The organism is Fibrivirga algicola (assembly GCF_011742925.1).
GTDB lineage: Bacteria > Bacteroidota > Bacteroidia > Cytophagales > Spirosomataceae > Fibrella > Fibrella algicola.
This window is the reverse complement of sequence record NZ_WAEL01000001.1, coordinates 504,759-527,096: the sequence shown is the minus strand read 5'-3', so window position 1 is coordinate 527,096 and position 22,338 is coordinate 504,759. Positions and strand designations below refer to the sequence as shown.

The window sequence follows — 22,338 nt, the reverse complement described above, 5'->3', positions numbered from 1 at the left end:
GTTAACGGCATTTTACCAAATCAACACATTAACCTACTGTATGTAATCAATTCATTACGATTGACGAACAAACAGGCAGAAGCCATCCGGTACAGGGTAGTCAGTTACGTATCGGCCATTAGTCAGTTACAGGGAAGTATACGCTGAAGGTTGCGCCTTCACCGGGTTTACCCGATGCATGAATGACACCACCGTGGTTAGCGGCAACCTTTTCGCAGATGGCCAGTCCAATACCTGTTCCCGCGAATTCACTTTTGCCATGCAGCCGCTGGAATACCTGGAAGATGCGTTCCACATATTTTTCGTCAAAACCAATTCCATTATCGGCAACGTCGAGGCGGTGATACACGACCGCAGCCAGACCACCCAGGTTGATTCGGGTTGGCAATTCGTTGAGGGCCACACGACTGGCACTGACGCGAATAAGGGGGGCTATCCATGCTCCCTGCTCATCCACCCGCCTAAATTTCAGCGCATTACTCAACAGGTTCTGAAAAAGCTGACTCAACTGCGTTGCATCGCCCTGAATCGTCGGCAACGGCCCCACATCGATCGTAGCTTTGGTTTCTTCTATAGCCAGATCGAGGTCAACCAGAGCAGCCTGCACCACCGCATTCAGCGATACCTGAGCCGTTGACTGTTGGCGGGTCGAAATTCGGGAGTAGGTCAGCAGGTCTTTGATCAGCGTTGACATCCGGCTGGCAGCCGACTGCATACGGACCAGATAATCAGCACCCTGGCCAAGTTCATCTGCATAACTTGACTTAAGTAAGGCGCTAAAGGTTTGTATCTTGCGTAAAGGCTCCTGCAAATCATGGCTGGCTATATAGGCAAATTGCTGCAGGTTGTCGTTCGACCGCTGTAGATCCTGAATCGACATGTTTAGTTGCCGGGTACGTGCCTCTACCTGCTGTTCCAGTTGGGCTTCCTGCTGTTTCTGCTCGTGAATATCGGTAGCTGTGCCAACCCAGTTATTGATCTTCCCGGTTTCATCGCGCAGGGGTACCGCACGATTGAGATGCCATCGATAAGACCCATCTGCCCCCCGATAGCGATTTTCTACGACGTAATCCTGACCGGTCTCCAACGATTGCTGGTAGAGCTCCATCGAATGCCAGAGGTCATGCGGATGAATAAACGATTTCCAACCCAGGCTACGAATTTGCTTATCGGTTAGCCCTGTGTACTCACACAAGCGCTGGTTGTAGAACGTCATCTCACCGGATGGCGAGTTGGTCCAGGCTATGGCTGGTATAGCCTCCATCAACGCCCTGAACTGCTTTTCGCTTTCCTCGATCTTCTGCCGGGCGACCACCTGATCGGTTACTTCAGTGGCTGTTACCAGTACACCATACCGTTCGCCGGTTGTGTGGCTGAGGGCTTTATAGATGTAGTTGTAATAACCCACGTAGGGCTTGCCAAAGCGCACAATTTCGATTTGCTCTTCGGGCTGGTAGATCGTGTCGCCCGTTGCCAGCACGTGCTGCAACCGATTCATGATAGCCGTTGCCGTCAGTTCAGAAATAGCCGCCATGAACGGCTGCCCGATAATTGACGAATCCCGGCCCAGCATTTCCAGCATCCGCTCGTTCACGGTTTTGATCACCATGTATTCGCCCACAAAAACGGCCTTGGCAATAGGCGAGTTATCAATAATACTGCGGGCAAATAGCTCACTTTCTTCCAGCCGCTTCTGCGCCCTTACCTGTTCGGTGGCATCAATGGCAATGTCAAGAATCGCATACACCTCACCGTTGGCGTCCAGCAGTGGACTATAGGTAATGTTGTAGAAGTTGCTGGTCTGCACGCCGCGCTGCACAATATCAACTCTTGAGCCAAATGCCTGATACATTTGCCCTGTTGTGTACACTGTGTCAAGAATATCCAGGAAAGGCTGATTAGCCAGTTCAGGCATTACTTCGCGCAACGGTTTTCCTACGATATCAGGGCCTTTCCCGACAATGTCGATGAACACCTGGTTGGGCATTTCGACGACCAGGTCCCGCCCCACAAACAGGCCTATTCCCGCCGGAGCATTGGCAATTAGTGAGCGTAGTTTTGCCTCGCTTTCTTCCAGCGCCTTGGCCACCCGTTTACGCTCGTCAATATTTGGGCTCACTGTTCCGATGGCCATCAATTCGCCAGAGACCGGGTCATTGATGGCAACGCTGTTCCATTGAATCCAGAAAGGCTCACCCGTGCGCTCATTGACGAACCGGATCTCATGCGAGATATGCCCCTTCACCATCAGTTCCTGGAGGAGCTGTGCCGCCAGTGCCTTGTCTTCGGCGTATACACAATCCAGTATGGTCCGGCCTTCGCTGCCAGTCCAACCCAGCGATTTAATGGCCGTCAGGTTACCATACTGAACAGTACCATCTGCCCCGGCCAGTCCGATGAACTCGCCGCTATTTTCGACAAGCGCCAGGAGCTTTTGTTTGTCAACTTCGGCTAACTTCTGTTCGTGAACATCTATCACTGTGCCAATCATGCCCTCGTAGACACCCTCTGCATTGAACCGTGGGCTAGCCTGATCGAGCACCCACCGATAGAGTCCATCTTTCCCCAACAGTCGGTATGAGGCAAAGAACGGCACCTGTCTTTCATTGGCATCTATAAAGAGCCGGGATGCCTCCGCTGTATCGTCGGGGTGCGTTGCCTCGAGCCAACCAAACCCTTCTGCCTCTTGCTGGGTTTGGCCGGTAAAGTCATACCACTGCTTGTTGAGGTAGTTGCAGTAACCATCTGGTTGTGTTGTCCAGATCATAGCAGGTACGTTGTCGGAAAGTTGTCTGAAATAGGCTTCGCTCTCAACCAGCCTATTGCGTGCCAGTACCTGCTCAGTCACGTCGACGGCCATATCCATAATGGCATAAACCTCACCCTGATCATTCCGAATTGGTTGATAGGTGAAGTTGAAGTAATACGTGCCGACTACGCCGTTTACCACCAGCTCGCAAGGAGCAGCGGTGGCGTGGTAGGCCGCACCAGTGTCAAATACTTCGGATAGAATAGTCAGAAATGGGTGGCCTTCCAGCTCAGGCAGCACCTCAGCCAGTGGTTTGCCTATAACCGTATTTCCTTTCCCCCAAAAATCGATCATGGGCTGATTGGCCAGCTCAACCAGCAGGTCGCGGCCAACAAACAGGCAGGTCGCCACAGGCGCCTGCTCAATCAGCGAGCGAAATTCACTTTCACTTTTCTCGGCTTTCTGCCGGGCAATAACCTGATCGGTAACCTCAACACAAACTACGGTGACGCCTGATATTGTGCCGTCGGCTTCGCGAAATGCGTCATATACAAAGTCGATGTAGGCCCGCTCAATTTGACCATGTCGTTGTATTTGTACGGCTAACTCTTTGGCTTCAAAACGCTCGCCCGTAGTATATACAGCCGTCAATCGTTCCTCGTACCCTTGTCCGCTCGATTCAGGAAGAGCCTCAAATAGAGGTTTATTGATTACCTGCTCGCGTTGCCGGCCCCAAAACTCGAGTACGCGTTCGTTGGCCAGCTTGATCACAAATTGCGGCCCACTGAAGAGAGCCATAGCCACAGGTGCCTGCTCAATTGTTGTACGAAATAAGGCCTCACTGGTGGTTGTCTGCGGCGTTTTCGAGTCAGCAGGCATAGCCTGAACAATGCCTGCAAAGCGGAGAGGGCGTCCGTGTTCATCAAAGTAAACCTGCCCGATACTGCGAACCCGACGTACTAGGCCGTCTTCCTGACCAATGGTCCGATATATCAGGTCGCACTCACCACCCGACTGCGGACTGAGCGCCCAGTTAAATGCCTTGTCGACATGCTGTACATCGTCGGGATGAACGTAGCGCAACAATTCATCGTAACGGAGCAGCGCGTCAGTTGGGCACCCAACCAATTCGCGGCACCGTTCATCAAGGACTATAGTTCTATCCGGCAAATTGAACTCCCATACTCCAAGCTGGGCAGCTTTTAACGCAAAACCGACATCCGGTCGGTCGTTGAGCACCTGCTTTTTAGGCACTATTTTTTTACTACCCTGCATTGACTATCTGACTTAAACGCTGCTCGCTACTGTGGATATGATCTTCTCTACCTGTACTAACTAAGACCCAGTTTACTTGTTCCGATACTCCATCGAGTAATCCTGGCCTGTCTGTTTAAGTAGGTTCTTTGTGTAAATGATTAACTCAACAAGTGCAATAAGATACTTTTCGATAGACCAATGTTAGCCGTTCAATAAATTAGTCAGTCTCGGCGGTACTCGTTTGACTGCCCTATTTAGCCTACCCACTTTAAGTTATCATACCATAGACCGATTCGGCTCTTTAAGGCCACGCAACGTACCTCATGTGGCACCGTACCAAATCTATTGACTACTAAATTGATACAAGCTGTTGGTGCGACCGGCTCATTCTGTGCCCTGCAGTGTTTGTGCCATCAGCCACGCGCCTACCTTGTCGCAACCTGCCTATAGCAGACAGTTGAGCAGGTAGGCATGCTTGCCGCACTACGGATGGCCCCATCGATAAGAAGGAAAGCGCAAATATGGCCAAAGAGAAAACCAGCATCAGTCTGGCAGAAGGTCACTGTCTGTACCGCCACTTCTGTGTAGCGACCAATTTTCGGCCTACCGATCTGCACATCATGCGCGGCAGTCACTCGGCTCCTTACCGGGCTAATGGCAGGGTCTTATCTAACGTCGACTTGAGCTACTACATGGGATCAAAAAAGTAAGCAGCTACGCCCTATACACCGTGATTTGTCGGCCGATTATTAAACGTAAAAAAGAAGCGATTATACATAACCACTATTCTGATTTAAATTCCTGCAAAGAAAGCCTGCTATGTATCCAGCTACACTAGACATCCTGACTTACTCACCACCCTTTTTGCTATGCCATCGTACAGGAAATCCCTTACTCCAACCGTACTTCAGGCATCGAACGCTCAGGCGGCAAGCTGGGGGGTCGATATTCTGACGATTGGTCATGACGTTTACCCACCAATCCGAAACTACACAGCTCTTGAGCAGCCGGACCATGCTCAATACGATTGGCATGAAGGACGCACACTGACCGAATTTCAATTGGTGTACATCGCTAATGGGCAGGGTGTTTTTGAATCGGCAACCACACCCCCTACCCTGGTTGAAGGTGGCATGGCCTTCCTGCTTTTCCCTACCGTATGGTATCGATTCAAACCGCTTGATGAGACCGGATGGGAAGAATTCTGGGTAGAATGCAGGGGGCAATATATCAATTACCTGACCCAACAGGCTTGTTTCAGCCCCATTCAGCCACTTATCCGCATCCATTTCCGATCCGATTTTTCAACTGTTTTTGCTCGCCTCGTCGACAGCCTTACGTATAAAGGCGCTGCCCACCGGCAACGCGCCGATTACCAGGTAATCCAACTGTTGGGGCTAGTGTATGCGTCGGCGCTCATTGGGGACACCAGCCGCACACGCCGTGAGCAGATCGTGCATCAGGTACGTTACAGGCTCCACACTAATTGGCACGAACCGGTTGATTTTGAGCTGATAGCATCCGAATTGAATGTGAGTTACGTATGGTTTCGCAAAGCATTCAAGGAAGTCGTGGGGGTGTCGCCGGGGCAATACCACCTGAATCTCAGGCTGGAAAAAGCCAGTCTGTTACTACGGGAGACCACGCTGTCGGTATCAGACATTTCGCACCAGACAGGCTTTGACTCATTGGTCTACTTTTCCCGGATCTTTAAGAAGAAAATGAACGCTACCCCGAGTGATTACCGGCGGCTATCGGGTAACCTGTAGTAGCTGCATGACACCTACAAGCTGTTCAGAGCGATTTCAGGAAGGCGATCAATGCTCGTTTTTCGGTTGTGGTGAGGTGCAGTGGCTCAGCGGGTAAGGTCTGCGCAGGTACGTTGAAACCCAGCCCCAACCCACCCCCTTTATCGTAAAAATCGACGACCTGTTCGAGCGTTGTGTACGCGCCATTGTGCATATACGGCGCCGTTTGACCGATATGCCGTAAGGTTGGCACCTTGAAAGCGCCCACGTGAAAGTCAATGCCGGTCACGGCAGCTCGGCCCGAGTCGGGGCTAAGCCGGGTGTTGCGAAACGTGGCGGGCGTACCGATCACTTCGCCCTCGGTTCGCCGATAAGCGGGTGGCAACGTGCCGTTGTACAGCGGAAAGTAGTGGCAGGTTGCGCATTTCCCCTTCCCCATGAAGACATTGAAGCCCAGCCGCTCATTATCCGGCAGCGCCACGGGCATTCCCCGTAAGTATCGATCGCTCCGGCTATCTACGCTGATCAGCGAGCGAACGTAGGTTGCCAGCGCATGACGAACCGTATAGGCGGTGAGGCCATTGGGGTACTGTGCCGCAAATTCGGCGCGGTAATCGGCTTGCTCGTGTAGCCTGGTTACCGCAGTGGCCAGCGATCCGCCCATTTCGTGAACGTTATGAATCACGTCGTTGAGCTGCTGTTCGACCGTAAAGACCCGCATGTCGGCAAACTGAACTGACTGCAACCCGGTATTCCAGAGGGTGGGCGTGTTGCGAACCAGTTGCGCCCGTGCGTTGCCGTTCGTTGGGCCTGACAGAGCCGGGGGCGTCACCAGTCCATCCTGAAAAGCGCGGTCTGGCCGGTGGCAACTGGCGCAACTCCGGCCACTGCCAGCAACGGATAACACCGGGTTGCTGAACAGCCGTTTGCCCAGCGCAACGCGGGCGGGCGTACTGACCGGGTCGCTGTGATTAGCGAAAAAAGTAGGGTCGAAAGCGGTCGGCTCAGAGAGTGTCCGGGCCGAGGGGCGCAGTAACCGTTTGGCATCCGTGGGCGGCAGGCCAAGTGCCCGTTGAGCATCGAGGAGCAGGCCGGTGAGCGGATGCGCGTAGAAACGGATAAAGCGCAGGCGATCGAACCGGTTGAACGACCGGGCGGCCCGTAACGCCTGTTGGGCGCCGCTAATGGCTTGATTGATGCGCGTGGTCAACGCCGCATCGCGGCTGGCCAGCGGAAAGTAGGCCAGCGTTTGCCGTACCCCATCGAGCGCCACGGCCGATTCGGTCAGCGACAGCAACGCCACCGGAGAGTCGTAGCCGGTGATGCCCAGCGTTTCGATCCGAAACACCTCCTGCCGAAGCGCGTCGAGGATAAAGGCATCGGAAAGTGGGTTTTGATCAAGCAGTTTGTGAAGTTGCCTCACTGTCTGCTGCATGGCGGCCACCCCCTGCTGAATGTCGGCCCGGCGGCTGGTGTCGAACGGGAACAGACTGGGTTCGATTACCTGAAAGCCTTCAGGTTTGAGAATCATCGCGACTCCGTCGTCTATTTCGCCTTCAGGTACGTTCGGCCCATTCAGGTTCTTCGCCGACTGCAGAAAGTAGTATTCGGTGAGCGGTTCGAGGTATTTGTAGATCAGGCGGGCCTGGCGAAACGAAGCCTGCACCATCGCTGCTGGTTGATGGCCAGCGAGTTTCCGGTTCAGTTCGGTCAGGGCCGAGTCGAGGCGGGTCAGGTTGATTCGGTATTGCTGACCAACCAATTGGTGAGGTGGTGTAATCGGGGCCGGTCGGGAGATGCTGAACAGTAGCGCGCTCAACCCAATCAACAAACCAGTCAGGCACCATAGTCGCCAGTACCCGGCCAGTAGAGTTGTCAGTGAGAAAGCGATACGCATGAAATCAGCCGGTTAGCTAGCCTACAAAAATAGCCTATCCGGCGGATCTTCGCGCTGGTAGTGCTTTGATCAGTGTAGTGGCTTTGCGCGGGAGGAGCGGCACGTGTATGTTAGCGGCTCGACCAGGCATTCCCGACAGGCTAAGGGCCTATGCAAAAGCAACACGTCACCATGTCAGCAAACAGGAACGTACCTGAGCGTCTATTCAATACCTTTCACCGCCATAGCCAGCGTGTATACCGATTCGGAGGCAGTGATAAACAGCGTTTTGCGGTCTTTTCCACCGAAACAGATGTTACCCACCCAGCGCGACGGAACCGGGATATTACCCATCTTTTTGCCCGCCGGACTATACACCGTAACGCCTCGGCCCGTCAGGTACAGATTGCCTTTGTTGTCCAGGGTCATGCCGTCGGAACCCTGCTCAACGAATAGCTGACGGTTAGTCAGGCTGCCGTCTTTGGCGATGTCGTATTTGTAGGTTTTGTTGGCCCGAATATCGGCGACGTACAGGTGCTTGCCATCGGGCGAGCCGACAATGCCATTGGGTTGCTGTAGCTCATCATCCACCAGCACAGCTTCTGTTTTGCCTTCGGGCAGGTAATACACGCTCTGCTTTGCCATGGGTTGCTCTTTATGCTCCCAATACGGACGCGCATAGAAAGGGTCGGTAAAGTAGATGCCGCCTTTCGGATGCTGCCAAAGGTCATTGGGTCCATTGAACCGGCGGCCCTCGTAGTTCGCCAGCAAGACCGTCACTTTCTTGTCAGGACTAATCGACCACAGTTCGCTTTTCTGGTCGGCGCAGGCAAGCAAATTTCCCCTCTTATCAATGTACAAGCCGTTTGACCGGCCCGTTTTATCCATGTACAGAGCCAGTTTCCCGTCGGTATCGTAGCTCCAGATTTTATCATTGGGCTGATCGGTGAAGTAGATGGTCCCCTTTTTATCGACCGTTGGCCCCTCGGTGAAGGTGAACTGAGACGACACCTGTTTCAGGCTGGCCCCCGTTGCCACTACGCCAATCGAGTCGAGCGCCGACGTACCTGCCTGTTGTCCGAAGGCTGGCGCAACCAACACACACAGCGCCAGCGCCAGGCCCTGCATTTTCGTATGTAAAGTCATTAATTTAGTGAATTAGAGGGTAAATGTGTTGGTAAGCGGTTGGTTGGTGCGTAACCTACACCCGTTTCGGGTCGGGATGTATATAAGGGGCGCGGTAAGGGCGCGCTAACAGGGCATTGGCTTCGCGATCGCCGACAACCTCCCGTTTTTGCGGATCGTAGACGAGCGGACGACCTAGTTTCATCGACATATTGGCGAGGATACAGCTGGCCGTAGAGATATGCCCCTCCTCAATATCAGCAATGGGTCGGCCATTGGTTTCAATGGCGTTCAGGAAGTTGAGCATGTGCAGGCGCGTAGCCGGGGCGGCGTTGAGCTCGATCTTGGGGTTGGTTGGCTCGGTGAGGTCTTCGGGGTATTTCTCCTTTTCGTACACCACATCGAGGTGAATCTTTTTGCCGCCTGTGGGGCCTTTATCGTCTTTCGGAATAAAGTCGCACTGCATGGTGCTGCCCCAAAGCGTACCGTTCTCGCCGTAGAGCGTAAACGACCACGGATACTCCGGATTGGCGGGGCCACCCCAGGTATGATGCTGCCAGACACAGTTCAGGTCGTCGTATTCAAAGATGGCCGACTGCGTATCCGAGATATTGGATTTACCTTCTTTCTGCACGTAGATACCGCCCGTTGAGCTAATGCGTTTAGGCCAGCCCAGCTTCAGCATCCAGCGCACAGTATCGAACATGTGCACGCACATGTCGCCGGTGATGCCGTTGCCGTACTCCTGAAAGGTACGCCACCAACGCACATGCGGAATGCCGTCGTAAGGGCGTAGCGGTGCGGGGCCGGTCCACATATCGTAGTCGAGAAAATCGGGCACAGCCTGCACCGGCGGGTTACCATTGGCCCGCATGGGGAAATAGCAGCACATTTCGACATGCGATACCTTACCGAGCAAGCCCGCGTCGACAATCGTTTTCTTGGCATCGATCAGGTGGGGCGTGCTTTTCCGCTGGGTACCCACCTGCACCACGCGCTTGTATTTCCGGGCGGTAGCCACCATGGCTTCACCTTCCATCACATCGACACTAATCGGCTTCTGCACATATACGTGGGCACCGGCTTTCATGGCGTCGATCGCTTGCAGGGCATGCCAATGATCGGGCGAACCGATCAGGACAATGTCAAACTGATTGTCGGCCAGCATTTTCCGGTAGTCGCCATACTGCCGGGGCGTTTTGCCTGATTTCTGCCGCTGACTAACCAGCTTAGCCGCATCGGCCAGCATATTTTTGTCAACATCGCACAGGGCCACCACCTCAACGGGAGCCACCTGAATCAGCCGTAACAGATCGCTTTTGCCATACCAACCGGTACCAATCAGCCCAACCCGATAGGGGTTGGCCCGGTGAACGAGATCCATGCCCTGAGCCCCGAGGGCCGTCAGCGCGAGTGATGCCGTTGTTCCCTGCAGGAAATGGCGACGGTTGATGGTAAACTGATGCATTGACACTAAACGTTGATGCGGCTGACGCCGGGTCTGGTTGATAGATGACTGTCGGTCAGAAAAGGCGAGGCTGTTTTCCACTTACCCGTATATGGTAAATAATTGTTGTGCGCTGCCTTTCACCCGTAGGCCGCCTATTCCGGCCTGTCAACCGCCCCTGTATCGGGCTTATTGTGGCTATGAAAAAACTCGCTCCACTCCTCTTTTTTGCCGGTAGTATCCTGCTTTACTCCTTCCTGGTCCCCAAAGCAGGCATTGTTAAATCGGTGTTCGGGCAGCTGCCCGACGGCCGCGAGGTGAACCTGTTTACACTGCGCAATGCAAAGGGAATGGAAGTAGCTATCACCAACTATGGCGGCTACCTGGTGTCGCTTACTGCACCCGATAAGCAGGGGAAAGCCGAAAACGTATTGCTGGGGCTGGGTACGTTGGCCGACTACCTGAAAGGCAACCCTAACCTCGGGCCCATTATTGGCCGCTATGGAAACCGGATCGCACAGGGCAAATTCACCCTCGACGGCACCGACTACAAGCTGTTTACCAATCAGGCGGGCATTCATATTCACGGCGGAAGGGTCGGCTTCGACAAAAAGCTGTGGACGGCTACCCCCATCGACGGTGCCGAACCGGCACTTAAATTACAGTACACCTCACCCGACGGCGAAGAGAGCTACCCGGGTACGCTGAACGTTGAGGTGACCTACACGCTCCAGAAAGACAACGCCCTGCGGATCGATTACAAGGCCACGACCGACAAAGCCACGGTGGTCAACCTGACCAATCACGCTTATTTCAACCTGAGCGGTATGAAAACCGACGTGATGAACAACGTGGTGCAACTCAAAGCCGACAAGTATCTGCCGACCGACAGGACGCAAATACCAACGGGCGAGATCAAGCCCGTGGCCGGAACACCCTTCGATTTTACCAGGCCCATCCCCATCAGCGCGCACATCAACGACACGACGGATACGCAAATTCGCTACGGACGAGGCTACGACCATTGTTGGGTATTTACCGACCAGTCGACGAAACTAAAGCTGGGTGCCACCGTGTACGAACCTACTAGCGGCCGACTGATGGAGGTGTATACCACTGAACCGGGCGTACAACTCTACACCGCCAACCACCTGAACGGACTGGTGAAAAGTCCGCAGGGTATTCCCTACACCCGCCGCTTTGCCCTTTGCCTGGAAACTCAGCATTTCCCCGACTCGCCCAATCACCCCAATTTCCCGACCACAACCCTTCGGCCGGGCGCAACGTACCTGAGCAGTACGGTCTACAAGTTCAAGGTGCGCTAATTACGTCCCGGCTGAGCCCTTCCCCAAACACGTAGTCGTTAAGACCGGCGGCGAAACGCGCCCGGCGTCATCCCCGTGTACTTCCTGAACTGCTTACACAGGTGACTTTCATCGGTGTAGCCAAACTCGTCGGCAATCTGGGCCAACGTCAACGGACTGTACAGCAGGCGGGCCTCGATGAGCTTGATTTTGTGTTTGATGATGTACTGCTTCAGCGATTCGCCCGTCTGCTTCTTAAAAAACAGGCTGATATACGCCGGGGCGTAATGAAACACGTCGGCCAGGTGGTCGATATGAAGTTTGTCGGGCTGGTAAATATGCTGCCGGATATACATTAGGATCGCCTCTACCGAATCGTTTGCCTGGGTACTTACCGGTGTCTGGCTAAACAGGTTACGCGCCAGCATCACGAGCATACTGCGCAACAGACTGTCGCGAATGATGGCGAAGTACGGCGACTGCTCCCGTTTGTATTCTTCTTCCAGCACCATCAATAGCTGGTGCAGTTTCTGTTTCTCCTGGTTGTCTTCTACCAGCGTACCCCGACTCTGCGACGAGGTCGAGAGCAGGGTCTTTACGATTGGCTCCCAAGCCGTGTCTTTAGCGCCTTCGGGATGGGTATAGATGGAATCGTTGAAGCGGATAAAGCAGAATTCCGTTTTTTCATGGATAGCGAAATCATGGTAATCTTCCGGTCCCAACAGAAACACATCACCCTCGCCATAGCTGAACGTATTGCCGTTGATGTTGTGCAGTCCCCTGCCCCCCAGTATGAAAATAATCTCGAAGTAGGTATGGGTGTGAACCGCATGGGCCCAGGTGGTGGCCTCGAAGTGATAGATGTTGAAGGGAGTATGTAAAATGTAGCGTTTCATCAGCCAGATCAGGAGCATAAACCTACCAGGAAAGAATGAATTTGTACAAGTTATCCGGCGCTAATCTGCCGTACTATTGTCGCTGTTCACTCAGTCTACCTCTCTACAGAAGCTACCTATGAAACGCGCTGCTTTCCTAACCATCAGTTTGTTAACTCCTTTTATCTTTCTATCCCTGCAAAAGGCCGATGAGTGGGTTACGTTGCTCGATAAAGACCTGACCCAATGGGAGAATTATCTTAGCTATGAGCACAAGGCCGATTATAATGGAAAGATACCAACCGATGCATCAGGTACGCCCAGCAAACCAATTGGGTATAACAAAGACATAACCCACGTATTTTCGGTGTTGACTGAACCGGGCGGGCCTGTATTGCGGATCAGTGGGGAGAAATATGGCTGCCTGTTTACGCGTCAGTCGTACCGTAATTATCATTTGACGCTACAGGTAAAGTGGGGCACCAAAAAATACGAGCCCCGAACGACCAAACTGCGCGATTCGGGCATTCTTTACCATTCCATCGGTGAGGCGGGGGCCGAATACTGGCGGTCGTGGATGCTCTCGCAGGAATTTCAGATCATGGAGGGGCACATGGGCGACTTCTGGTGCCAAGCTAACTCGGCAATCGATATCCGCTCGTTCCAGTCTGAGGGCGTGATGAACCGGGTAGCCGACGAAAAACAGCCCTACGGTACGTTTAAAAGCGGGAGCGACGGTTTTTGCATGCGATCGGCCAACTACGAGAGCCCGGCGGGCGAATGGACGCGGCTGGACCTGATCTGTTTTGAGGGGAAAAGCCTCCATATCGTGAATGGCCATGTGGTGATGGTGCTCAACAATTCGCGTTACACCCAACCCAACGGACCCGACGTACCTATGATCAGTGGCAAGATTCAGCTACAGAGCGAAGCCGCCGAGGTATTCTACCGCGACATCCGCATCAAACCCCTCACCGCCCTGCCCATCGCCTATGCAAAGCTGTTCTGAATCCTAATCGGTTCGTTGGTTAAATAGTCAAAGCCTATAAGTGTTGATTTTGCTCTATGTCCTGCACCTTGTCGAAGGGCATATAGCAAAATCAACACGCTACCTACCAAGCACAAAAAGATTCACCTTATTCATCTCCGTCTCGCTAGTCAACAATCGCCGCAACATCCCTGCCCCGTCAGGGGCACAACAACGTAGCGTCGGTAGAAAATAGGGATAGGCTATCGTCTGTCAGCGTGCCGTACGTACGCCATATAACCCGATCACATACCTACGACGCATCAGCAACGAACCCAATGCCTATAGCTACTCGATCAGCAGGCCAAATTCCGTTTCCCGTTTGCGGAACCAGGCGGCCAGCCGATACTCTTTAGCGAACAGGGCCTCGTTTTTTTGCCTCTGAAAATGCGCGGCATACGCTTCGTACCGATCTAACTGCGGTAAGGGCGGTACCGACCGGATCGGATTGTTACGGACGTCCACTACCTCCAGATCTGCCAACCGGCTCAGCGATTCAGGCAACTGTTCCAGCCGATTGTGCTGCAGGATCAACTGCCGGAGGTTCGAAAGCCTGCCAAAGGTATCGGGTAATTGATGAATCTGGTTGAATCGCAGGTCGAGCACTTCCAACGCCGTTAACAGGCCGATTCGGGCATCGATGGTTTGTAACTGCCGAGGTACCAGCGACTCGTTTTTCTGTTCGTTTTTTTCTTCGTCCAGTTGCCTGACGAATTCCTTCGCTTCTTCATCGGGCTGAAACTTGCTCAGCAGATCGATCACCGACTGCATAGGCCTAAGGTTCGTGTTAGCGACGATCAACACCCGCAGCCAGGTCAGGGTGTACACCTCGTCGGGGAGGGCTACCAGGTCGAGATTGCTTAAATCAAGCGTATCGGATTGGCTAAGCCGAACGGCATCGATGCGTTGTTGCGCTTTGTAATTCATAGCAGGTTTAACCAGTTTGCAGGCCTTCGTTTGTCTCCCTATGACGGTGCGTAAACAGGAACTCGTCGTCATAACAAGATACGAAACTTACCGCAACGGGCGCTGAATAAGCAGCTCCAATTCGCGGCACACCAGTTCAAAATCTGCGGGGTATTGATTGGAAAAGTCCCGCCGGCAAATAAGTTACGAAAGAGTACAGCGGCGCTGATCGAATCTTAGAAACCAACGTTTTAACCAAAACAAAAAAGCACTTAGCAATAATGCTAAGTGCTTGATCTTCAATGTGGGAGTTGAGGAACAAGAACTAAGCATCATAAATATCTGATTATAAGAACATTACAAATATTATCTGATTTTTGTTTGTTAGTTAGTCATCCATATCACTACTTGAACTATAATGTCACATGAGCCCAAGATGCTAATAGGCTAGTAGTCAACAGTAAGTTAACTTAGCTTCAGTAAGCTATTATGTTAGGGCTATCTTTCTAATCTATATATGGACAAGAACATCACAGAATTAAACTTCTTCAAAGAGTTAGCTCGCAGAAACAGCCATTTAGTACATACGTTTGAAGAAGTGTACGAAGAATCAGCTACAATATTAAATAATAGAATCCCCGTCGTTTTCGCCACTTACACATTGCACAACATCCAACATTCCAATAGAATAATGGATATTATGTACGAATTCATTAACGACATTACTAAGATAAGCGATCTAGAAATAATTGTTTTATGCTATTCTGCCCTACTTCATGACATTGGTATGGCTGTATGGGACACCGAGTTAGATCAAATCAGACAAGATAAGTATGTCTCTTCAAAAGGTAACTATTCTGCGTACTTAAAATATTACGAGAATGAAGGGGTTGCTATTCAAGAGTTTGTAAGAAATATTCACGCTGAAAGATCAAGTAAATACATAAAAGATCACCTCAGCGACAAGCTACATTTACCTAACCAACCTACAAATAACTTCACAGAGGAAGTTGCTTTAATATGTCAGAGTCACACAGAAAGTATTGACTGGATAACAAAAAAATTATCCAACCACATTGTAAAAGGAGACTATAATTTCAATCCTCAGTACTGCGCAAGCCTCCTTAGGATGGCAGATATTCTTGATATAGATACGCAAAGAACTCCATATAAACTTTATGAACTAATTAATCCAAAATCTATAAGTGATGAAGAATGGAGGCAGCATTTTGTGATAAGCAATAATAATAAAATAGAGATAGACATTAAAACAAATAATAAAAAGATAGTATTTTACGGAACCTGCGACAATCCTAGTATTCACAGGAAAGTACTGTCATATATAGATTGGGTACAGCTTGAATTATCAGACTGTATAAAACTGACAGAGAAGATGGACTTAACTTATAACATAAATTTTAATCCAATAATTGAAAATAACATCACACCGAAAGGATATACATTTTCAGATCATAAGATGGCTTTAAATTTCAAAGCCATTAGCAACTTATTAATGGGAAAAAACATATACGGGTCTGAACATCTTGGTTTAAGAGAAATAGTTCAAAATGCGATAGATGCGTGTGAAGTTAGAGCAGAAGAAGAAAGAAATAGAGCAACTTTTGGCGATGATTATTACATTGCAACTATAAAAATTATTATCAATAAAAAAGAGAATACAGTCACGATAAAGGATAATGGTACTGGAATGACTATTGATACTATTAAAAATCATTTTTTGAGCATTGGGTCTTCTTACTATTCTTCAAAAAATTTCAAATTAAAAGGTTATTCATATCAGCCAATTGGAAATTATGGAATAGGATTTCTATCTTGCTTCATGCTATCACCAACTGTACGGCTAAGCACAAGATACTACCTTTCTAACGACAGGTATGACGTTGATTTAGAACACAGTAGCGAATATACTTCCATTTCTGAAAGGGAAGATATTAGTTTTTCTGGAACAGAAATAGTTTTGAATTATTCTACATTCATGGAGGCTTTTGATAATAGTATAGAGGAAGTTAGTATTTTCTTAAAAACCTATTTCATTACTGACAATTTAAACATTAAATTAATTGATTTAGATCATTCCCAAATTTATAATATAGAAAACAACTTAACTATAGATCATAATCTAGGTAAAGACGAATACATAATTGACATATCTAGATATTTAGATAATGTCACGGGACATATTATCGTTGCAATAAAAAGTAATTTTATCAAATACTCTAGTGATGCTTTTCAGAACGATACATACATATATGATAGCGAATCAGATAAGTTTATCAAATTAGACGAAAGTGTCGATTTGAAAGATTTCATTTTCAACGGAAAATTAGCTTATCTAGAAGTACCTATAATTAGTTCGAGTTATAAATATGACTATGAACAAGCGTTAGATTACTATGATGGAGATGGGGAAAAAGCTCTAAGAAGGATTAAAGAAGGAGTAAAATTAATAAATATTTTGATGAATGAAAAACAAATTAAAGAGGTAAAAACTGGCTTTATGTCTTCAAATTCATTAGTTTTCAACGATTTGCATTACGAAAAATTTCAAGAATTAGGACAATGTTCGAACTGTGAAGTAATTATAGAAAAGAAGTTTATACCGGTTTTTCACATACCGAATATACCTGAGGTTTTTATATATAATCGAAGGGTAGAAATTCCTGAATTATTTTCTTTTAGGCCATCTCGAAACTCTGAAATATTTTTAAGAAAAGTTTATATTAGCAAACACTCTTATAGGATTCCATTTGAGATGCCTTTATTCAAATTAATAAGTCTTAAAATCAATGTAATAGATAAAAGAGTACTTCCTGATGTATCTCGTAACAATTTAAACGAGTCTATTATTGAGGATTTTAATTATACTCTATCTAAAGCTATTTATCTTGGAGTATTACACAACAGTAATTTTACGATTGACCAAAAAAATCTTCTTGAAAGTTTCATCCAACTGCATTTTTCGAAAAGGTCATTTTTAGAAAAACAAGACAACTAATAAGAAAGGTCATCCTTAAGCTTTTCCAATCTTTCTTTAGCCATCTTCTCAATATCACCTTTAGGGTCTAGCAAAGTTGAGAATGCTTCTTTTGTAAGCCCTAGCTTTTCCATGCCTTGACCAAATTCCATAATGAATTTAACGAATGTCTCAAGTTTTCTATTTTGCTCTAAATACTCTTGTTCTCGAGTTGCCAGAGTCATAATAGTTTTGTTGCCTTGAATCAACGAGGAATACTGCTCTGGAAAGACAAGCTCAATCAACTCTACATCAAGTGCCTTAGCTATATCCTGTAGCTGCCGTACTGATATCTCGTTCCCTCTATTCTCTATTCGGCTATAGTTGCTCCGCTCTATGCCCATCCGCTCGGCCATATCAGCTTGTTTCAAGCCTTTACGCTCACGAGCTTGCTTAATATTATTCGTTATATCCATGTCACAATTGTAAAACTTGACAAAGAAATAGTTCTTTTAGGAATCATCTAGCTCTTTTATTGTCACATTCTAAAATATATTGTTCAAAATATTGCACATTATTAAAATCATCTCTAATATTGTGCAACGTTTATAGCACAATACAAAATGAGATGTATCAACACGCCTATTAGCCGGGCTATAGAAGGCTTTGAAGCCCAGATTGGGGTTACTGTCAAATTTGACAAGAAGTTCTACCACAGAACAGGAATCAATCAGAAGCGATGGGGTATGCTTAGAGATGGAAAGCTCAAGCCTAACTCAGACGAGCTTAAGAGCATTGCTCAAGTATTCAATGTGCCTGTAGCTGATCTCATTTAAATCACTAACCATGTACTCATACTGTACATGGTTAGTCCTATACCCTTCACTATGGCATATAGCACAACTACTAAGCAAGAACGAATCAAGCCCTTTAGGGTCATTTGTTGGAGACGTAAACAGGCTGAGAACGCACAAGGCTTCGCTCCTATCATGTTTGAAATCAAGTTCAACGGCCAAAGCAAAACCGTTCATTCGGGTATGACTTGCAAGGTCGATGAACTGAGTACAAAGGACTTTTCTATTGTTGGAAACGTACCTGCTACTCAGTTGCTCCAAAGTATGAAATCGAACTTTGAGCAAGCCTTTAGTAAGGTCAGTTTGTCGGGTGAAGTAATTGACCTGAGCCGACTTGCTGATATGGTTATGGAGCAAGCGGGCTATACGGAAAAAACACCCATGTTCCGTGAGTTACTAACTCAGCTTGTTGACCGTTACCGACAACAGACAGGCAAAGGAACTACGAAGGGTACACTAAAAGCCATTGTTACGGCTCAATATCGTTTACTCGATTACCTGAGAGATACAGGTAAATTGAACTTGCGCTTAGGCGAGATTAAGCCCGTTTTTGTTCCTGATGTCATGGCCTATATGAAGGGCAGGAACTACTCTCAGAACTACGCTAATAAGGTCATACGAGTTGCTATGCAGGTCTTAAACCTTGCTGAAGACTCAGAGCATATACCCCGTAATCCGCTCCGAAACGTTCGGCTCAAGCATGAACGGGTAAATATTGTCTATCTGGATGAAATAGAGATTGAGCAGCTAAGAGCTTATCAGTTTCATAATGATACGTTCGATCTGGTTAGAGATGGATTCATGTTCCAGATTTATACCGGATTGGCCTATACAGACCTTCACAACGTGACAAAGGACTGTATAACCGTCATCGATGGAATGACCTGCTTACGCATCAAGCGGGCGAAGACACAAGCTCCTTGTATCATTCCACTATTACCGCCCGCCCTGGCTCTCATCGAAAAATATAAAAAGTGGGGGTATTGTGAGTTTCACGGTAAACTGATTCCGCTTATATCGAATCAGAAAATGAACAGCTATCTAAAAGAGATAGCCGGTATCTGTGGGATTTCTAAACACCTCACTACACACGTTGGCCGCAAATCGGCGGCAACGTTTCTGGTAAACAACGGCATTACACCCGTTGCTCTTCAATCAATTCTGGGTCACTCGTCTTTCACCACTACCGCCAAGCATTACGCCGTGACGATGGATAGAACGGTAGTACGTGAAATGGGTGATCTCTCTAAACGCAAATTCGCTATGACATAAACAGCACCCACAAAAAAAGCCCGCTCACTATTACCAGTAGTGAGCGGGCTTGAGTCTCAGACACGGCGATTAAGAGTATCTAAAACACATTAATAACAAAAATTTCGTATGGCAAATATAGCCAAAAACTCTGTTCAAACCGAACAGATTCCAATCATCACGCGCATACGTGAATACCTAACTGAGCGGTATGAGTTCAGACTAGACATTGTTTCTAACGTTCTACAGTACAAGCCAGTTGGCGAGCCTTGCTTTCGTGAGATGAACGAAAACAACCTGCTACGAGAGCTTTATGAGAAAGGCTTTGGACGCTTCAAAGACCAACTGAAAGCTCTGCTACGATCTGACTTCATTCCAGAGCATGACCCATTCAAAGAGTATTTTGAAGGCTTACCACTATGGGACAGCACACAACCGGATTATATAGCTGACTTTGCATCTTACGTTGATGTACCTGACCCTAACTGGTTTGGGTCAATGTTTAAAAAAATGCTTGTCAGGACGGTTGCTTGCTCAATTGGTCATGCTAAGTTCAACAAGCAATGCTTTGTCCTGTATGGCAAGCAAAATGACGGCAAAACGTCGTTTCTACGGTTTCTCTGTCCGCTACCATTGCGAGACTACTATAAAGAGAATATTGACTTTGAAAGCAAAGACGGACGTATTGCATTAGGTGAAAATATTCTGATCAACCTTGATGAATTGTCTTCTCTGTCAAAATCAGATACCAACAAGTTCAAAGCCTACCTGACAGAAGAACGGGTAAAGATTCGGCGGCCCTATGCTGAACGGGAAACCCAGATACAACGGCGAGCAAGCTTTCTAGGTAGCACTAATCAAAACGAGTTTCTGACCGATGTAACGGGTAACGTCCGTTGGCTCGTCTTTGAAACCTACGGCATCAAACACGATCTGGGCGGGCCAAAGGGGTACGGGGCAAACGTTGACATTAACAAGGTGTGGGCGCAAGCCTATGCGCTGTTGAAAGACGGTTTTAAGTACGAGTTGACTCGTGAAGAACTGGAACGCTCTGAGAGCAACAACCGCAAGCACCAACGGACTACACCCGAGATTGATTTGTTAAATCATTACTTCCTGCCTGTAGATAGAGCAAAGGTTAAAGAGAACCCTAAATCGGAGTTCCTTACCGCTACAGAAATTGGGAAACGGCTCAGTATCTTGACAGAGGGGAAAGTAAGACTTAACGATAACAACATTGGTAAAGCCTTAGTACATCTGGGTTTTGAACAGATTACGGCAAGACGTCCAAACGGATTATTTCCTGTCAAAGGGTACTGGGTTTCTCAAACGTTAACCGGTTCAATAAACCAATAACTTTTAGACCTAACCTTACTACATTACTACAAGTGGAAATAAGTCTTTGATTTATAGCCTATTTGAGTGTAGTAGGGTTAGGTCTTTTCTCATCACTACAAACTTGGTTTCCCTACTACTTTTCATTCGTACCCCTACTACATAGAAAAAAGCCTACTACAACTGTTTATTTGATTATCAGATAGATAGCCCCTTTATGTAGTAAAGTAGTAGCGTAGTAGGGAGTTTTTCGAAAAGGATGTGAAGGGTTACCGCTAAAAGAAAAAGACGTGAATAAAGCCCCTCAAATCATTCAACAGGTCAAACAAATACCAATCATTGACTATCTATCCAGTCTGGGTATCATGCCCGCTCACAAAGCAGGAAACCAGTTCTTCTATTGCTCGCCAAAAACAAATGAGAAAACCCCTTCATTGGCCGTTAATCCTTACAAGAACGTTTACTTCGATTGGAGCGGAGAAAGTAAAGGAGATATTATATCATTGGTTCAACATCTAGCAGGATGTACGTTCCTTGATGCCGTTAATAAGCTTGAACCATATTTGATAGAGCCACCGAAAAACTCCTTTTCTTTTAGCGGTCAACTCTCAACGGCCACTAATGCAGGCGTTGCTCTTCTCGATGTTAAACCGCTTCAACATCAAGCCTTAATACAGTACGTTGAAAAGAGAGGAATAACGAGAAAAGTATACAGCCGTTATTTACGCGAGATTCATTATCAAGCTAACAATAAGAAATACTTTGCTGTAGGCTTTCCAAATGATGCCGGTGGATACGAAGTACGGAATCAATATTTTAAGGGCTCATTCGCTCCGAAAACGATTTCTACGTTTCAATTCGCTAATTCTGGTACGCTCCTACTCTTTGAAGGATTCTTCGATTTCCTATCTGCTTTGGAGTACTACGGTAAGACTTCATTTCCTGCTACCGTGATAGTTTTAAACTCATTGTCGAATCTCAGTAAGGCTTTACCAGACATAAAGCGATATAGCAGGGTAAGTACATTCTTTGATCTTGATAAGACCGGACGTAAAGCCCAAGAAACAATAAAGTCGGCAACTACCAACGTCACCGACTTTTCAACGCTCTATGCAGGCTTTAAGGACTTCAACGAGATGCTTTGCAGACGCTCTATTCTCCTATGACGAACTTACCACTTAGGAACTCTTCTTTAAACGTAGCATACGCTTTGGTACTTGACATGTATTCGTATACATCATCCATCTGCTTGTAAAAGCTATTGATGTAGATATTGATCTGATCTAATGTGGCTGTTACAGGAAGGTTACGACGAAAGAAGCAGTAGTAGAGCATTGAGAAATCACAACCATGCACTTCATTGAAGTCTTCAAACTCTTTCAATGAGAAATCCGCTTTGGGCATTCTCTGAGCCGTAATAGGTTCTAAGGGAATGCCCGCTTTACTTTTGAGATAAGCTTGCTGCTTACAAGCATTAGAACAAAACTGTTTGCTTTTACGGTATGGAAACTCGTTACCACATACCGTACACTGAGAGATAGCCTCTAATACCATAAATTTTACTGTTTTTATGACCGCTTATATTACGGTCTGTGACTGTTTGTTTATAG

The 22,338-nt window shown here is 47.9% G+C and carries 16 protein-coding genes; 8 read left to right on the top strand and 8 right to left on the bottom strand.

Going from position 1 to position 22,338, the window contains the following annotated elements:
• Nucleotides 1–118 precede the first annotated feature (118 nt).
• Nucleotides 119–4,024, bottom strand: coding sequence for a PAS domain S-box protein (locus F7231_RS02070; protein ID WP_166690729.1), 3,906 nt, complete (start codon nucleotides 4,022–4,024; stop codon nucleotides 119–121).
• Between the two features lie 503 nt (nucleotides 4,025–4,527).
• Here F7231_RS02070 and F7231_RS02065 point away from each other — a divergent pair.
• Both F7231_RS02065 and F7231_RS02060 read left to right on the top strand, forming a co-directional pair.
• The gene (locus F7231_RS02065; RefSeq protein ID WP_166690728.1) at nucleotides 4,528–4,716 is read left to right on the top strand and encodes a hypothetical protein; all 189 of its coding nucleotides are present in this window, start codon (nucleotides 4,528–4,530) and stop codon (nucleotides 4,714–4,716) included.
• Nucleotides 4,717–4,875: 159 nt separating this feature from the next.
• Nucleotides 4,876–5,775: a helix-turn-helix transcriptional regulator gene (locus F7231_RS02060; RefSeq protein WP_166690727.1), complete on the top strand. Its 900-nt coding sequence runs from the start codon at nucleotides 4,876–4,878 to the stop codon at nucleotides 5,773–5,775.
• Between the two features lie 25 nt (nucleotides 5,776–5,800).
• Here F7231_RS02060 and F7231_RS02055 read toward each other — a convergent pair whose 3' ends face one another.
• From F7231_RS02055 to F7231_RS02045, 3 genes are all read right to left on the bottom strand, one after another.
• Nucleotides 5,801–7,651: a cytochrome c peroxidase gene (locus F7231_RS02055; protein WP_166690726.1), complete on the bottom strand. Its 1,851-nt coding sequence runs from the start codon at nucleotides 7,649–7,651 to the stop codon at nucleotides 5,801–5,803.
• 201 nt (nucleotides 7,652–7,852) lie between these two features.
• On the bottom strand, nucleotides 7,853–8,776 hold the full coding sequence (locus F7231_RS02050) for an SMP-30/gluconolactonase/LRE family protein (protein WP_166690725.1): 924 nt from the start codon (nucleotides 8,774–8,776) through the stop codon (nucleotides 7,853–7,855).
• Nucleotides 8,777–8,831: 55 nt separating this feature from the next.
• Complete coding sequence (locus F7231_RS02045; protein WP_166690724.1) at nucleotides 8,832–10,223, bottom strand: Gfo/Idh/MocA family protein; 1,392 nt, start codon at nucleotides 10,221–10,223, stop codon at nucleotides 8,832–8,834.
• Nucleotides 10,224–10,402: 179 nt separating this feature from the next.
• Here F7231_RS02045 and F7231_RS02040 point away from each other — a divergent pair, with 179 nt between their 5' ends.
• Nucleotides 10,403–11,527, top strand: a complete 1,125-nt coding sequence (locus F7231_RS02040; RefSeq protein ID WP_166690723.1) for an aldose epimerase family protein — start codon at nucleotides 10,403–10,405, stop codon at nucleotides 11,525–11,527.
• 38 nt (nucleotides 11,528–11,565) lie between these two features.
• On the opposite strand, the gene F7231_RS02035 is transcribed toward F7231_RS02040, so the two are convergent.
• Entirely contained in the window at nucleotides 11,566–12,402 is an 837-nt protein-coding gene (locus F7231_RS02035) for a helix-turn-helix domain-containing protein (RefSeq protein WP_166690722.1), read from the bottom strand.
• A 118-nt stretch (nucleotides 12,403–12,520) separates the two neighbouring features.
• On the opposite strand from F7231_RS02035, the gene F7231_RS02030 reads away from it, so the two are divergent.
• The gene (locus F7231_RS02030; RefSeq protein ID WP_166690721.1) at nucleotides 12,521–13,390 is read left to right on the top strand and encodes a 3-keto-disaccharide hydrolase; all 870 of its coding nucleotides are present in this window, start codon (nucleotides 12,521–12,523) and stop codon (nucleotides 13,388–13,390) included.
• 306 nt (nucleotides 13,391–13,696) lie between these two features.
• On the opposite strand, the gene F7231_RS02025 is transcribed toward F7231_RS02030, so the two are convergent.
• Nucleotides 13,697–14,335: a leucine-rich repeat domain-containing protein gene (locus F7231_RS02025; protein WP_166690720.1), complete on the bottom strand. Its 639-nt coding sequence runs from the start codon at nucleotides 14,333–14,335 to the stop codon at nucleotides 13,697–13,699.
• 496 nt (nucleotides 14,336–14,831) lie between these two features.
• Here F7231_RS02025 and F7231_RS02020 point away from each other — a divergent pair, with 496 nt between their 5' ends.
• Nucleotides 14,832–17,330: an HD domain-containing protein gene (locus F7231_RS02020; RefSeq protein ID WP_166690719.1), complete on the top strand. Its 2,499-nt coding sequence runs from the start codon at nucleotides 14,832–14,834 to the stop codon at nucleotides 17,328–17,330.
• On the opposite strand, the gene F7231_RS02015 is transcribed toward F7231_RS02020, so the two are convergent.
• Complete coding sequence (locus tag F7231_RS02015; RefSeq protein WP_166690718.1) at nucleotides 17,327–17,764, bottom strand: helix-turn-helix domain-containing protein; 438 nt, start codon at nucleotides 17,762–17,764, stop codon at nucleotides 17,327–17,329. The two genes, F7231_RS02020 and F7231_RS02015, sit on opposite strands and share 4 nt — an antisense overlap.
• A gap of 411 nt (nucleotides 17,765–18,175) precedes the next feature.
• Between F7231_RS02015 and F7231_RS02010 the strand changes: the two genes are divergently transcribed.
• From F7231_RS02010 to F7231_RS02000, 3 genes are all read left to right on the top strand, one after another.
• Nucleotides 18,176–19,414, top strand: coding sequence for a site-specific integrase (locus F7231_RS02010; protein ID WP_166690717.1), 1,239 nt, complete (start codon nucleotides 18,176–18,178; stop codon nucleotides 19,412–19,414).
• Between the two features lie 108 nt (nucleotides 19,415–19,522).
• Nucleotides 19,523–20,749, top strand: coding sequence for a VapE domain-containing protein (locus F7231_RS02005; protein ID WP_166690716.1), 1,227 nt, complete (start codon nucleotides 19,523–19,525; stop codon nucleotides 20,747–20,749).
• Between the two features lie 269 nt (nucleotides 20,750–21,018).
• Entirely contained in the window at nucleotides 21,019–21,894 is an 876-nt protein-coding gene (locus tag F7231_RS02000; protein WP_166690715.1) for a DUF8464 domain-containing protein, read from the top strand.
• On the opposite strand, the gene F7231_RS01995 is transcribed toward F7231_RS02000, so the two are convergent.
• On the bottom strand, nucleotides 21,881–22,282 hold the full coding sequence (locus tag F7231_RS01995) for a hypothetical protein (protein WP_166690714.1): 402 nt from the start codon (nucleotides 22,280–22,282) through the stop codon (nucleotides 21,881–21,883). The two genes, F7231_RS02000 and F7231_RS01995, sit on opposite strands and share 14 nt — an antisense overlap.
• Between the last annotated feature and the right edge of the window lie 56 nt (nucleotides 22,283–22,338).